Origin of the sequence: Lysobacter yangpyeongensis (assembly GCF_042655745.1) — a bacterium.
Taxonomy (GTDB): Bacteria; Pseudomonadota; Gammaproteobacteria; order Xanthomonadales; family Xanthomonadaceae; genus Agrilutibacter; species Agrilutibacter yangpyeongensis.
Genome location: NZ_JBHSNM010000001.1, coordinates 901,644 through 915,474 on the forward strand (window position 1 = coordinate 901,644; position 13,831 = coordinate 915,474).

The 13,831-nt window shown below is 68.7% G+C and carries 12 protein-coding genes; 10 read left to right on the top strand and 2 right to left on the bottom strand.

Annotation, left to right across the window (positions count from 1 at the left end; genetic code table 11):
- The first annotated feature begins 56 nt into the window (after positions 1-56).
- From kynU to ACFPN1_RS03795, 10 genes are all read left to right on the top strand, one after another.
- Positions 57-1,343, top strand: coding sequence for a kynureninase (gene kynU, locus ACFPN1_RS03750; RefSeq protein WP_386753118.1), 1,287 nt, complete (start codon positions 57-59; stop codon positions 1,341-1,343).
- The gene (locus tag ACFPN1_RS03755) at positions 1,336-2,697 is read left to right on the top strand and encodes an FAD-dependent oxidoreductase (RefSeq protein WP_386753120.1); all 1,362 of its coding nucleotides are present in this window, start codon (positions 1,336-1,338) and stop codon (positions 2,695-2,697) included. The genes kynU and ACFPN1_RS03755 overlap by 8 nt, the downstream gene beginning before the upstream one ends.
- Positions 2,698-2,791: 94 nt before the next feature.
- Entirely contained in the window at positions 2,792-4,270 is a 1,479-nt protein-coding gene (sbcB, locus tag ACFPN1_RS03760; RefSeq protein WP_386753122.1) for an exodeoxyribonuclease I, read from the top strand.
- Positions 4,267-4,953 carry a DUF2461 domain-containing protein gene (locus ACFPN1_RS03765; protein ID WP_386753124.1) on the top strand — a complete coding sequence of 229 codons (687 nt, stop codon included), beginning with the start codon at positions 4,267-4,269 and terminating at the stop codon, positions 4,951-4,953. The genes sbcB and ACFPN1_RS03765 overlap by 4 nt, the downstream gene beginning before the upstream one ends.
- 186 nt (positions 4,954-5,139) lie before the next feature.
- Complete coding sequence (cueR, locus tag ACFPN1_RS03770) at positions 5,140-5,631, top strand: Cu(I)-responsive transcriptional regulator (protein ID WP_386753126.1); 492 nt, start codon at positions 5,140-5,142, stop codon at positions 5,629-5,631.
- 460 nt (positions 5,632-6,091) lie between these two features.
- Entirely contained in the window at positions 6,092-6,955 is an 864-nt protein-coding gene (locus tag ACFPN1_RS03775) for a hypothetical protein (RefSeq protein WP_386753127.1), read from the top strand.
- Between the two features lie 10 nt (positions 6,956-6,965).
- On the top strand, positions 6,966-8,141 hold the full coding sequence (locus ACFPN1_RS03780; RefSeq protein WP_386753129.1) for a DUF4785 domain-containing protein: 1,176 nt from the start codon (positions 6,966-6,968) through the stop codon (positions 8,139-8,141).
- 101 nt (positions 8,142-8,242) lie between these two features.
- On the top strand, positions 8,243-8,800 hold the full coding sequence (locus ACFPN1_RS03785; protein ID WP_386753130.1) for a DUF2939 domain-containing protein: 558 nt from the start codon (positions 8,243-8,245) through the stop codon (positions 8,798-8,800).
- 212 nt (positions 8,801-9,012) lie between these two features.
- The gene (locus ACFPN1_RS03790; RefSeq protein ID WP_386753132.1) at positions 9,013-10,071 is read left to right on the top strand and encodes a glycosyltransferase family 4 protein; all 1,059 of its coding nucleotides are present in this window, start codon (positions 9,013-9,015) and stop codon (positions 10,069-10,071) included.
- Between the two features lie 2 nt (positions 10,072-10,073).
- Positions 10,074-12,191, top strand: a complete 2,118-nt coding sequence (locus ACFPN1_RS03795; RefSeq protein WP_386753134.1) for an amylo-alpha-1,6-glucosidase — start codon at positions 10,074-10,076, stop codon at positions 12,189-12,191.
- Between the two features lie 56 nt (positions 12,192-12,247).
- Here ACFPN1_RS03795 and ACFPN1_RS03800 read toward each other — a convergent pair whose 3' ends face one another.
- Positions 12,248-12,778 (bottom strand): GNAT family N-acetyltransferase, encoded by a 531-nt coding sequence (locus ACFPN1_RS03800; protein WP_386753136.1) that lies wholly within the window; start codon positions 12,776-12,778, stop codon positions 12,248-12,250.
- 45 nt (positions 12,779-12,823) lie between these two features.
- The gene (locus ACFPN1_RS03805; RefSeq protein ID WP_386753138.1) at positions 12,824-13,732 is read right to left on the bottom strand and encodes a 5'-nucleotidase; all 909 of its coding nucleotides are present in this window, start codon (positions 13,730-13,732) and stop codon (positions 12,824-12,826) included.
- Positions 13,733-13,831: the final 99 nt, after the last annotated feature.

Below are 13,831 nucleotides of genomic sequence, written 5' to 3' on the forward strand. Positions count from 1 at the left end.
CCCACATCATTACTCCGGATCGCGCCCATCGGGCGCTCCTACAGGAATTGCATGCCGTGACTGATCTGTTTTCACCCGCCCATGCCGATGCGCTCGATGCGGCAGATCCGCTGACCTCACTGCGCAATGAATTCCTCATTCCGCGGCACGGCGACCATGAGCAGGCGTACTTCGTCGGCAATTCGCTCGGCCTGCAGCCGCGCGGCGCGCGCGCCCACGTCGAGGAAGTGCTCGACAAGTGGGCCGCGGAAGCCGTCGAAGGCCATTTCACGGGCACCGCCCAGTGGATGCCGTACCACGAACTCGTGCGCGAACCCCTCGCGCGCGTCGTGGGTGCCAAGCCGTCCGAAGTCGTGGCGATGAACACGCTCACGGTGAACCTGCACCTGATGATGGTCAGCTTCTACCGGCCCACCCGCGAACGCCCCGCGATCCTGATCGAGGCGGGCGCGTTTCCTTCCGATCGCCATGCGGTCGCATCGCAGCTGCGCTTCCACGGCTTCGATCCTGAGACCGACCTGATCGAACTGGAGGCCGACGAGCCCAACGGCACCATCTCGATGGGCGCGATCGAACGCACGATAGCGCAGCACGGTCGTCGCCTCGCGCTGGTTCTGTGGCCGGGCGTGCAGTACCGCACCGGCCAGGCGTTCGATCTGAAGGAAATCGCGCGTCTCGCGCACGCGCAGAGCGCGATGTGCGGCTTCGACCTCGCCCATGGCGTGGGCAACCTGCAGCTGGAATTGCACGACAGCGACGCCGATTTCGCCGTGTGGTGCCACTACAAGTACATGAACTCGGGCCCGGGCGCGGTGGCGGGCTGCTTCGTGCACGAACGCCATGCCAGCACCGACCGCCCGCGCTTTGCGGGCTGGTGGGGCCATGACGTGACGACGCGCTTCCGCATGGGCGCGGAGTTCGTTCCCACGCCCGGCGCGGACGGCTGGCAGTTGAGCAATCCGCCGATCCTCGGGCTCGCGCCGTTGCGTGCCTCGCTCGCGTTGTACGACCGCGTCGGCATGCAGGCCCTGCGCGAACGTTCGCGCCGCCTGACCGGTTACCTGGAAAAACTGATCCACGCACGCCTCGGCGATACGCTGCAGGTCGTCACGCCGACCGATCCCACGCAGCGCGGCTGCCAGCTGTCGATCCGTGTCGTGGGCGGGCGCGAACGCGGCCGCGCGCTTTTCGCATACCTGCAGGCCAATGGCGTGCTTGGCGACTGGCGCGAGCCCGACGTGATCCGCATCTCGCCCGCCCCGCTCTACAACACCCACAACGACGTACTGCGTTTCGCGCAGACAGTGCAGGACTGGACCCAGGGGAACCACGCGCATGGCTGAGCCGCGCCACATCACCATCGTCGGCGCCGGCCTGGCCGGTGCCCTGCTCGCCACGCTGCTCGCGCAGCGCGGCTGGTCGGTGGATGTCTACGAGAAGCGCGGCGATCCGCGCGTACAGGGCTACGCGGGCGGCCGCTCGATCAACCTCGCGCTGGCCGAGCGCGGCCGCCATGCCCTGCGCATGGCCGGCGGCGACGACGAGGTGATGGCGCACGCGGTGATGATGCGCGGGCGCATGGTCCACTTCCTCGACGGACGCACCGACCTGCAGCGCTACGGCAAGGACGACAGCGAGGTCATCTGGTCCGTGCATCGCGGCGAACTCAACCTGAGCCTGCTCGATATCGCCGAGAAGGCCGGCGCGCGCCTGCATTTCCATCGTGGCCTGGCCAGCGTCGACTTCGGCCACCACAACGCCGTCTTCCGGGACGATCGCGACGGCAGCCTGCACGATGTCGCCTTCGGATCGCTGGTCGGCGCGGACGGCGCCGGCTCGGCGCTGCGCGCGGCGATGATGCGCGAACGCGACCTGGGCGAGCGCACCGAATTCCTCGGCCATTCCTACAAGGAACTCGAGATCCCGCCGGGCACCGACGGCGGCTTCAGCATCGAGGCCAACGCCCTGCACATCTGGCCGCGCGGCCGCTACATGTGCATCGCACTGCCCAACGACGAGCAGACCTTCACCGTCACCCTGTTCCTGCCGAACGAAGGCGACCCGAGCTTCGCCACGGTGACCAACGGCGCACAGGCGCGCGCGCTGTTCGAACGGGATTTCGCCGACGCCGTGCCGCTGATCCCGGACCTGGAGCGCGACTTCGAGCAGAACCCCACCGGGCTGCTGGCGACGCTGTACCTGGACACCTGGCACATCGACGATCGCGCCGTGCTGCTGGGCGATGCGGCGCATGCGATGGTGCCTTTCCACGGCCAGGGCATGAACTGCGCGTTCGAGGACTGCGTCGCGCTCGCCGACCAGCTCGAGCGCCATGCCGATCGCGCCGCCGCGTTCGCTGCGTTCCAGCAGGATCGCCTGCCGAACGCGCGCGCGATCCAGCAGATGGCGCTGGAGAACTACCTGGAGATGCGCGATCGCGTCGACGACGACGATTACCTGCTGCAGCGCGCGCTCGAACGCGAACTGGCGCAGCGTCATCCGGACCGCTTCGTGCCGCGCTATGCGATGGTGACCTTCCGCCGGCTGCCCTACGCCACCGCGTTCGAACGCGGCCAGCTGCAGCGCCGATTGCTGGTCGAGCTGACCCGCGGCCACGTTTCCCTGGATACGCTGGACTGGGACGCCGTGGACGCGGCGGTGCGGGAACAGCTGCCGCCGCTGGAAGCGGACGCATGAACCTGCGGTGGCGCCCGGCCGCGCGGCCATCCAGCCGCGCCCTTCCCGTCGCCGCTCTCAGTCGCTGAGACCGGCTCGCGCTATACCGTCGTCCATGGCTGCCAGCTTCCTGTTCTACGACCTCGAGACCTTCGGGGCCGATCCGCGCACGAGCCGAGTCGCCCAGTTCGCGGCGATCCGCACGGATGCGGAGCTCAACCAGATCGACGAGCCGATCAGCATCTTCGTGCGCCCCGCCGACGACCTGCTGCCCTCGCCGACCGCTACCCTGATCACCGGCATCGCCCCGCAGGCCGCGCTGCGCGAAGGCATGAACGAAGCTCAGGCGTTCTCGCTGATCTTCGACGAGATGGCGCGCCCCGAGACCTGCACGCTCGGCTACAACTCGCTGCGCTTCGACGACGAGTTCGTCCGGCACGGCCTGTTCCGCAACTTCTACGATGCCTACGAGCGCGAGTGGCGCGGCGGCAACTGCCGCTGGGACCTGCTCGACGTGCTGCGCCTGGCCCACGCGCTGCGTCCCGACGGACTGGTGTGGCCGCAGCGCGAGGACGGTGCCACCTCGTTCCGGCTCGAGCACCTGGCGCATGCCAACGATGTGCGCATCGGCGATGCGCACGAAGCCCTGTCGGACGTGCGCGCCCTGATCGGCCTCGCGCGCAAGCTGCGGCAGGCGCAGCCGCGGCTGTGGGAGTACGCGCTGAAGCTGCGCGACAAGCGCTTCGTGGCGAGCCTGGTCGATGTCGTGGCGATGACGCCGGTGCTGCACGTTTCGCAGCGTTTTCCGGCGAGCCGGCTGTGTGCCGCGCCGGTGCTGCCGCTGGCGCGGCATCCGCGCATCGACAACCGCGCGATCGCGTTCGACCTCGGCCAGGATCCTGCGGCCCTGCTGCGTATGTCGCCGGAGGAAATCGCCGATCGTCTGTACACGCCGATCGCCGACCTGCCCGAAGGCGAGGAACGCATCGCACTGAAGGAAATCCATCTCAACCGCTGCCCCTCGCTGGTGGCTTGGGACCACCTGCGTGCGGCGGACTTTTCCCGCCTGCGGATCGACCCGCAGCAGGTCGCCGAACGCGCCGCCGTGCTGCGCGAGGCTGGTCCCGCGCTCGCCGAAAAGGTCCGCCAGGTGTATTCGTCGGAGCGCGACCGCCAGCCGGCCGACGTCGATGCCTCGCTGTACGAAGGTTTCATCGGCGACGGCGACAAGCGCCTGTTCGCCGAAGTGCGTGCCACGCCGCCGGTGGCACTGGGAATGAAGAATTTCGGCTTCCGCGATCCGCGCCTCCCGGAACTGCTGTTCCGCTATCGCGCGCGCAACTGGCCCGAGACGCTGTCGGTGAGCGAGCGGGCGCGCTGGAACGACTACCGCCGCCTGCGCCTGCGCGACGAGCGCGGGCTGTCCGAATACAGCTTCGATCGCTTCCGTGCCGAGATTGCGGCGCTGCGCCTCGCGCATGCGGGGGATGGCGGCAAGCAGGTGCTGCTGGACCAGCTCGACGCCTGGGGCCACGACCTGGAAACCTCCCTGCGCGAGGATGTGCTGGAAGCGACGCCCTGGACTGCCGCATGAGCACCTACTTTTCCGATGCGAGTCTCCGCTTCCTGCGCAGCCTGGCGCGGCACAACGAGCGCGAATGGTTCCTCGCGCACAAGGCGGATTACGACACGCACGTGCGCGAGCCGTTCCAGCGCCTGCTCACGGACCTGCAACCGGGCCTGATGGCGGTTAGCGAGCACTACCGCTCCGAGCCCCGGGGCAACGGCGGTTCGCTGTTCCGCATCCACCGCGATACGCGCTTCTCCAACGACAAGACGCCATACAAGAACTGGCAGGGCGCGCGCCTGTTCCACGCCCGCAGCAGGCAGGTCGAAGCGCCTGCGTTCTATCTGCACCTGCAGCCGGGCCACTGCTTCATCGCCGCCGGCGTTTGGCATCCGCAGCCGGAGACCTTGCGGCGCATCCGCCATTTCATCGTCGACAACCCGGGCAGCTGGAAAGCCGCCGCGCACGGCACCGCGTTCCGCAAGCGCTTCGATCTCGACGACGACGAAATGCTGACGCGCATGCCGCGTGGCTTCCCCGCGGACTTCGAATTCGCCGACGACCTGCGGCGGCGCAACTTCGCCGCGTTCCGCGCGATCGACGACGCCACCATGACCGGGCCGCGGCTGCGCAAGGTGCTGGAAGGCGACCTGGCGGGGCTGGCGCCCTTCGTCGATTACCTCTGCGCGGCGCTGGATCTGGAGTTCTGACGCGCCGGTCCGGCGCGGACTCAGATCATCCTTCGGCGAACCTGCACGACCGTGCGCGAGGCGCAACCGGCGCAGCGCCAGCCGGGCGAATCCGGCGCGCGGCAAGATCCGGTTGACGCCTGCCTTGAGCTTCCCATGATGGGAAGGTTCATCCTCCGCGCGCGCAATCAACCCAGGAGCCGCGTCATGGCCAGACCCCTTCCCCGTCCCGAACTGGCCGATGCCCGCCAGCAGGGCCTGCACAACATCGGCGAAGCGTCCGCGCTCAGCGGCATCAGCAGCAAGATGATCCGCCACTACGAAAGCATCGGGCTCGTTCCCGAGCCGGGCCGCACCTTCGCGGGCTATCGGCTGTATTCCGACGCCGACGTGCACCGCTTCCGGTTCATCCGGCGCGCGCGAACGCTGGGGTTTTCGATCAGGCAGATCGAGGCGCTGCTGGGGCTATGGGACAACCGCTCGCGCGCCAGCGCGGAGGTGAAGGCCCTGGCGCAGGCGCATGCGGACGAACTCGCGGCGAAGATCCGCGAGATGCAGGCCATGCAGCGTTCGCTGCAGGACCTGGCCAGCCGCTGCCATGGCGACGATCGTCCGGAGTGCCCGATCCTCGAGGACCTGGCCGTCCAGGCCACCGATACCCGCACGCCCCGCACCTCCGCGCGCAAATCGCCGCATTGACGCCTGTTGACCTTCCCTGCATGGGAAGGCCCAGCCTTGTCGCTGCGGCAATTCCGCCGCCTCCTGGAGATCAAGCCATGACCCGCATCGAAGACGCCACCGCCACCACCACCCTGCCCGCCGCGTCGTGCGGCTGTTGCGCCTGTGCCCCCTGCACCTGCGCGGACTGCACCTGCTGCGATTGCGACAGCTGCGAATGCACGAGCTCCTGAGCGGGCAGACGAGCATCGCTCCAGCCCTCGCTGGCGACCCGACAGGCCGGACGGACATCCGGCCTGTCTTCTTTTGCGCAGACGCCTGCCCCTGACCGCGACCCCGGCCTGCCGTGCGGCATCGCCGCATGACATACCCGTACGTATGGGTATGCTCGCCCGCGATGCGCCGCTGGGCCCGGCGCAGCGAGCAGGACTTTCCGCGGCGAAGCCGTCGGGCCGAGCCGCTGCACTTCGAGGGAGTGAACATGCGAAATCTGCTTTGCGGCCTGGCACTGGCCGCCGCGGCGCCGTGCGCGTCCGCCGCCGACGTCACCGGTGTCGCCTTCGTCCACGGAACCGGATCCCAGACCAACGCGTACCAGGACTACTGGCAACCGGCCATGGTCGATTCGGTACGCCAGGGGCTGCCCAACCCCGGCAACTACGTCGTCATCAACTGCGACTTCACCCAGTACATGTGGGACAGCCGCGCCGCCGGATGCCTGGCGGGCCAGCTGACGAACTTCATCAATACCAGGGGCATCACGCGGCTGATCGTGATCACGCATTCCAACGGCGGCAACGTGATGCGCTGGATCCTGTCGAACCCGACCTGGGACAGCCGCTATCCGGCCATCATCAGCCGGATCGTCCGCGTCAATGCACTCGCACCGTCTTCGGCCGGTACGCCGCTCGCGGATGCCGTCATCAACGGCAACGTGTTCGAACAATCGCTGGGCTGGCTGCTCGGCTACCAGTCCGATGCCGTGCGCCAGCAGCAGGTCAGCTGGATGGCCTACTACAACGCCCACTACCTCTACGGCACCGGCGGCCGGCCGGCGCTGCCGAAGACATTCCGCAGCGTCGTCGGCACCGACGTGGATTCCTCGCCGTTCGACGGCGACAGCTACTGCGGCGGCTACGCCGAAAACGTCGGTCTGGAAACCACGCAGAACTGGCTGGACAGCTGCTCGGACGGCTTCCTCAACTGCAGCAGCCAGTCGGCGGCAGGCAGCGTGTGGTTCTACGACAAGAACCGCACCGCCGGCGCGGAACCGCTGAGCCATAACCAGAGCCGACGCGCCTGCTTCACGCTCGACACCATCCTCCGCAACGATCTCAAGCTCTGAGGGGCCAACCATGCGCATGAACTTCAATGCCGCGCTGGTCGCGGCCTGCCTTGCTTCGCTTCCGTTCCACGCGTTCGCCGCTCAGCCCCTGCTTCCGCCTGCGCGCGGTGATCAGGTGCCGACGCGCCTGGTATCGCTGCCGGCTCCGGCGGGGCAGTTCGAACGGGCTCCCGTGTCATTCTCCTGGGCACTCGACCCGCGGGTCGCCCTGTCGCCACCGACGCCGTACGTGGCCGAGAGCCGCGAATACTGGCGCACGGTGGACGGCGTCGAACTGCAGAAGGGCGTGTCCGTGCAGACCTCGGCGCCGGGCGCGGTGATCCGCATCAGTCCGGGGCGCGGTGCCGCGCCCATCGAGGCGAAGCAGGTCGGCGTCACCGGCCACGGCAAGGCCGTGCGGCTGGAACAGGCCGCCAGTGCCGTCGCGCTGCAGGCCGCCGGCATGGATGTCCAGGCCGGCACCGCGGTGGTCAAGCTCGCGCGCGAGAACGGCGCCGGCGCCTATTCCCTGCACGCGCGCAATGCGAAAGGCCGTTACGTCGTGCACGTGTACGAGCCGGAAAGCGCCGTGCGACTGAAGGCGCACGCCGATCGCCAGCATGCGCTCGGTGGCGAAACCGTCACGGTGACGCTCGAGGCTTATCGCGACGACCGCAGCATCCCCGCGCAGGCCGAGGCCCTGCTCGTGGCACCGGACGGCAGCAGCCTGCCGGTGCGGGTCGCGCGCGACACAGCGGGACGGCTCGCTGCGAAAGTGAAGCTGCCCGCGCAGGCGAGCTCGGCTGCGGGACTGTGGGAACTGCAACTGTTCGCCACCGCCGACGGCATCGCCCGCGACGCGCGCACCGCGTTCGGCGTCGCCGCACCGACGGCGCGGCTGCGCGGCGACATCACGGTGAGCGGCGCGCAGCTGCGTGCCGTGGTGCCGCTGGAAAGCGCATCGCCCGGACGCTACGAAGTCCGCGGCACGCTGTACGCCACGGCGTCGGACGGCTCGCTCGCACCAGTGTCGCAGGCGCATTCGGCGGCGTGGTTCGGGCGCGGCAAGGGATCGCTGGTCCTCGCGTTCGATCGCGCGCACGTTCCGTCCGGGTACGGCGCGCCGTACGAGATCCGCGATCTGCAGTTGAACGACCAGAGCCGCATGGCGCCGCTGGAAACCCGCAGCCGCGCCGCGCGCTTCTGAACACGCGCGTCCGCAGTTCGTGGTGACCGTCGCGAGCGGCGGGTCGGAACCCTCGGCCCGCCGCTCGCGCGTATGCTGGCCCGCAAACCCGGAGCGAACGCATGAAGAAGTGGCTCGCCCTCGTCGTCATCGTCTGTGTTCTGGCCGCGGGCTGGCTCGCCGCGGGCCCATTCATCGCCATCCACGGCATCCGCGGCGCTGTGCGCGACCAGGACGCTGCACGGCTGTCCGGATACATCGACTTCCCTGCCCTGCGCACCAGCCTGAAGCAGCAGGTGGACGGTTACGTCGCGCGCCGGGCCGGTCCCGACATGCAGTCGAGCCTGCTGGGTGCGATCGCGCTGCGAGTCGCGGGCGGCGCCACGGGTGGCATCGTCGATGCGATGGCGACGCCGGCAGGACTCGCCGCGTTGATGGAAGGCCGCAACTTCTGGCATCGGCTCGAAGGTCGGCGCTCCGGCGAGGATCCCTACGCTGCCGCACCGCCGCGCGATCCGCTCGAAGGCGCGCGCTATCGCTACGAATCGCCGTCACGCTTCACGGCCACCGTGCGCAATGCCGATGGCGATCCGGTGGTGTTCGTGCTCAGCCGACAGGGCCTGGCATGGAAGGTGACCGACGTGCGCCTGCCCCTGTCGGCGCCGCCGGACGGCGGTTGATCTTGACGCGCGCGTAATCGTTCCGGGTGCATTTTTCGCGGGTATCGCGCCGTCCCGGTTTTCGGATACGCGCCGGCACGCCGCGGACGGATCCTGACTCGTGCGCATCGGACTCTCCGATGCGGCGCGCCGATCGCGGCGTGCCCGGACACACCGCGTCCACGCCATGGCAGGCACGCTGCGGAAACATTGCATACGAAGTCGGTCGTCCCATGAAAATCGCGCTGGTTTCCCCCCTCTACGAAGCCGTTCCGCCGAAGCTGTATGGGGGCACCGAGCGCATCGTGGCGTATCTGGCCGACGCGCTCGTCGACCTGGGCCACGACGTGACCCTTTTCGCCAGCGCAGATGCAGTGACGCACGCCACGCTCGTGCCGGTACGCGACCAGGCGATCCGCCTGGACCCGACGACGCTGACATCCGATCTCGCCGCGCACCTGTCGATGCTCCATGAAGTACGGCGGCGTGCGCACGAATTCGACGTGCTGCATTTCCATGTCGATCTGCTGCACTTCCCGATGTTCGAGGACATCGCCGATCGCACCGTCACCACCCTGCACGGCCGCCTGGACCTGAAGGATCTGCCCGAGGCGTACTGGCGCTGGCCGCGCTTCCCGCTGGTTTCGATTTCCGACCACCAGCGCCGGCCGTTGCGCTTCGCGCGCTGGCTGGGCACCGTGCAGCACGGACTGCCCGTGGACCTGCTTCCCTGCACGCCACGCCCGCGGGGCGAATACCTCGCCTTCCTCGGCCGGATTTCGCCGGAGAAGCGGCCCGATCGCGCTATCGCGATCGCCAGACGCGTCGGCATTCCGCTGCGCATCGCCGCGAAGGTTGACCTGGCCGATCGCGCCTATTTCGCCAACGAGATCCGTCCGCTGCTCGACGATCCGCTGATCGAATTCGTCGGCGAGATCAGCGATGCCGAAAAGGCCACCTTCCTCGGCAATGCGCTGGCGCTGCTGTTCCCGATCGACTGGCCCGAGCCGTTCGGACTGGTGATGATCGAAGCGATGGCCTGCGGCACGCCGGTGATCGCATGGCCTTGCGGGGCGGTGCCGGAAGTGCTCGACGACGGCCTCACCGGGCGGATCGTCGACAACGAGGCGGAAGCCGCCGCTGCGGTTTCGGAGGTCGCCGCATTCGACCGGCGCCGGATCCGCAGCGTGTTCGAACGGCGCTTTTCCGCGGAAGTGATGGCCCACCGCTACGTCGAGATGTACCACCGGCTGGCGCAGGAAGCGGATTCCGGACAACTGCTGACGGCGTGACGATGGAGCCCATCGCCAGCAACACGCTGTCGACCACCTATGTCCTGAAAGACAGCGACTGCTTCATCGTGGCCGACGCCGCAGGCGACATCGAGGGCGGCAGCGACGGCTTTTTCCACAACGACACGCGCCTGCTTTCGTACTTCCGCCTGCGCCTCGGCGATTCGCAGCCGGCGTTGCTGAGCGCCGCGGTGAGCCGCGACAACGTGATGTTCGTCGCCCACCTCACCAACCGTCCGCTGCCGCCGCTGGGCGGCCCGCCTGCGGCGCAGGGGATGATTCATCTGCAACGCGAGCGCTTCCTGCACCGCGATCGCCTGTACGAGCGGATCGCCTGCTGCAACTACGGACAGGAGATCGTGCGGCTGCCGCTGCGGCTGTCGTTCGCGGCGGACTTCCGCGACATGTTCGAAGTGCGCGGCACCGTGCGCGCGACGCGCGGCGAGCTGCTGGCGGTCGAATCCACACCCAACACCGTGCTGTTCCGCTACCAGGGCCTGGACGAAGCATTGCGCTCGTCGGTGCTTTCGTTCTCGCGCGAGTTCTCGGGACTGGAGGAGGACACCGGCGAATTCGTGCTCGACCTGCATCCCGGCGTGCACGAGGAGTTGTACCTGGAATGCGGCACCACGCCTGCCGAGCCCCCGTCGCCGAAGCGCTTTCGCGATGCGGCCGTGCAGGCCCGCGCGACGATGCGCAGCCGGCAGCGACGCACCGGGCAGATCCGCAGCGGTGGCCCGCTGTTCGATGCATGGATGGACAAGTCGCGCGCGGACCTCGCGCTGCTGACCAGTGAGCTGGAAACCGGCCCGTATCCGTACGCGGGAATCCCGTGGTTTTCCACGCCCTTCGGGCGCGATGCGGTCATCACCGCGTTGCAGACGCTCTGGCTCGATCCGGCGATCGCCCGCGGCGTGCTCGCCTTCCTCGCGCATCATCAGGCTCAGGAGGAATCGGCTTTCCTCGATGCCGCGCCCGGCAAGATCATGCACGAGACGCGCAAGGGCGAGATGGCCGCCACGCGCGAATTGCCCTTCGGCCGCTACTACGGCGGTGTCGATACCACGCCACTGTTCGTGACGCTCGCCGGAGCCTACGCCGAGCGCACGGGCGACCTCGCCTTCGTCGAACGCCTGTGGCCCGCACTGCGCGCGGCCACCGAATGGATCGAGCGCGTCTGCGATGCGAACCGCGATGGTTTCCTCGACTACGCGCGCGGCTCGTCGACCGGCCTGGCGAACCAGGGCTGGAAGGACAGCGAGGATTCGGTCTTCCACGCCGACGGACGTTTTCCGCGCGGCCCCATCGCTCTCGTCGAAGTCCAGGGCTACGCCTTCGCCGCGTTCCGCGCGATGGCCTTGCTGTCCAAGCGCCGCAACGACGTCGATGCCGCGATGCACTGGCAGGAGCGTTCCGAACGCATGCGCGAAGCGGTCGAAGCGCGCTTCTGGATGAGTGAAGCCGGCTACTACGGCATCGCGGTGGATGGCGACGGCGCGTTGTGTCGTGTGCGCGCGAGCAATCCCGGCCATCTGCTCTTCGCCGGGCTGCCCGATGCCGAACGCGCCGCGTTGGTCGCGGCCAACCTGCTGACACCCGCGTTCCACACCGGTTGGGGCCTGCGCACGCTGGCGTCGGACCAGGTCCGTTACAACCCGATGTCGTACCACAACGGTTCGGTGTGGCCGCACGACACCGCGTTGTGCGCCGCCGGCATGGCGCGCTACGGCGATCGCGCAGCGGCGTCGCGGCTGATGCGGGGCATGTTCGAAGCCGCAGTGCATTTCGACCTGCGCCTTCCCGAATTGTTCTGCGGCTTCTCGCGTGTGCAGACTGCGACGCCCGTGGCCTATCCGGTCGCCTGCCTGCCGCAGGCGTGGGCCGCCGGCTCGGCCTTCATGCTGCTGCAGGCCTGCCTCGGCCTGGAAATCGACGGCTGGCGCGGTGAGATCCGCGTGGAGCGGCCGATGCTGCCGCCGGGCATCGACCACGTCACGATCCGGCGCGTCGTCGTGGACAGCCGGCGTGTCGACGTCGTGTTCCAGCGCCAGGGCGATCGGGTCAGCACGCACCTGGAGGGCCGCGATGCGGCCGTGGTGCCGTTGCGCTTTGTCGGTTGAAGCCACGCGCTGCTGCGCAGCGTTGCTACGCGTCGTTGCATGCCGGGTTCGATGCGTCAGATCCCCCTGCGCATGCGCGAGACCGGCACCCGGACGCCGTCGGGCAGGTCGAGTTCGAAACGCTGCTCCACCTGGAAACCAGCGGCGTGGTACAGCGGCTCGCCGGGCAGCGTCGCGACCAGTTCGAGCGCCGAAAACCCCGCTTCTCGCGCAGCCGCCAGGCACGCGTCCATGATCCGGCTTCCGAAGCCGCGACGCGCCCGGTCCGGATCCACGAAGAACGCGCGGATGCGCGCCGGTTCGGTGGCGGGATCGAGCAACGGATCGGGGCCGCGCTTGGCCTGGTCGCCACCGAACAACGTGCGCCGGCGGCTCCAGCCGCCGCAGGCCACGATCCGCGCTGCCTCCTCGATCACGAAGTAGGTCCCGTCGTCGATGAGCTGCGTATCGACGCCGAAGACATGCCGGGTGATCGCGTCGGCCTGCTCGGGCGAGTAATGCCCCACGCTCAATGCGCGGCCCGATCGGGCGATGAGCGACTGCAGCGCGGGAACATCGGCATGCCGGGCGAGGCGCAATTCCGTCATGCGAGCGTCCTGTCAGATCGTGCAGGCGCGGTGCGCAACAGCGCGTCAGCCGCGGTTGGCGACACCATGCGGCACATGCCCCGCGGCCACATGGTCGCGCGCCGACACGATGTTGTGTTCGGAATCGTCGAAGAAGATATCGGCGCCGAACGCCTCGAGGAACGGCCCTTTCGCACGGCCGCCAAGGAACAGGGCCTCGTCGAGGCGGATGCCCCACTCGCGCAGGGTGCGGATGACGCGCTCATGCGCAGGCACCGAACGGGCCGTCACCAGTGCCGTGCGGATGGGCGAAGCCTGCCCGGCCGGAAACGCGGCCTGCAGGCGATGCAGCGCGTCGAGGAAGCCGCGGAACGGTCCGCCCGACAGCGGCTCGCCGGCATGCGCGCGCTCGTGTGCAGCGAACGCGGCCAAACCGCCCTCGCGCGACACGCGTTCGCCCTCGTCATCGAAGATCACCGCGTCGCCGTCGAAGGCGATGCGCAGTTGGTCGTGGCGTTGTTGCGGCGCCTTGGCGGGCAGCAGCGTGGCGGCCGCGACGCCCGCAGCCAATGCGTTGCGCACGTCTTCGGCATGCGTGGACAGGAACAGGTCCGCGCCGAACGGGCGGATGTACGGATACGGAGCGGCGCCGTTGCTGAAGGCGGCGCGCCGGATCGACAGGCCGTGGTGCGCGATCGAATTGAAGATGCGCAGGCCGGTATCGGCGGAATTGCGCGAGATGAGGATCACCTCGACGCGCGGCGCCTCTGCGGGCGCGCCTTCGTTCAGCGCCAGCAGCTTGCGCACCAGCGGAAAGGCGATGCCGGGTTCGAGGATGTCGTCCTCGTGCAGACGCTGGAAGTCGGCATAGGCATCGATGCCCTCGCGCTCGAACAGCGCGTGGCTGTCCTCCATGTCGAACAGGGTCCGGGAGGAGATCGCTACGATCAGGGGGTCGGCATCGCGGTCGGGCATGGGGGAATGTTACGACGTGGTTGTCTCGCTGGTTGCGATCCGGCGCTCCGGCGATGCACGGTGCATCCTGCCCCTTGCCCGTCATCACCGCGAAGGCGG

Coding starts and splice junctions, on each gene's coding strand:
- ACFPN1_RS03755 (WP_386753120.1), top strand. CDS start 1,336: ATGGCTGAGCCGCGCCACATCACCATCGTCGGCGCCGGCCTGGCCGGT.
- sbcB (WP_386753122.1), top strand. CDS start 2,792: ATGGCTGCCAGCTTCCTGTTCTACGACCTCGAGACCTTCGGGGCCGAT.
- ACFPN1_RS03765 (WP_386753124.1), top strand. CDS start 4,267: ATGAGCACCTACTTTTCCGATGCGAGTCTCCGCTTCCTGCGCAGCCTG.
- cueR (WP_386753126.1), top strand. CDS start 5,140: ATGGCCAGACCCCTTCCCCGTCCCGAACTGGCCGATGCCCGCCAGCAG.
- ACFPN1_RS03775 (WP_386753127.1), top strand. CDS start 6,092: ATGCGAAATCTGCTTTGCGGCCTGGCACTGGCCGCCGCGGCGCCGTGC.
- ACFPN1_RS03780 (WP_386753129.1), top strand. CDS start 6,966: ATGCGCATGAACTTCAATGCCGCGCTGGTCGCGGCCTGCCTTGCTTCG.
- ACFPN1_RS03785 (WP_386753130.1), top strand. CDS start 8,243: ATGAAGAAGTGGCTCGCCCTCGTCGTCATCGTCTGTGTTCTGGCCGCG.
- ACFPN1_RS03790 (WP_386753132.1), top strand. CDS start 9,013: ATGAAAATCGCGCTGGTTTCCCCCCTCTACGAAGCCGTTCCGCCGAAG.
- ACFPN1_RS03795 (WP_386753134.1), top strand. CDS start 10,074: ATGGAGCCCATCGCCAGCAACACGCTGTCGACCACCTATGTCCTGAAA.
- ACFPN1_RS03800 (WP_386753136.1), bottom strand. CDS start 12,778: ATGACGGAATTGCGCCTCGCCCGGCATGCCGATGTTCCCGCGCTGCAG.
- ACFPN1_RS03805 (WP_386753138.1), bottom strand. CDS start 13,732: ATGCCCGACCGCGATGCCGACCCCCTGATCGTAGCGATCTCCTCCCGG.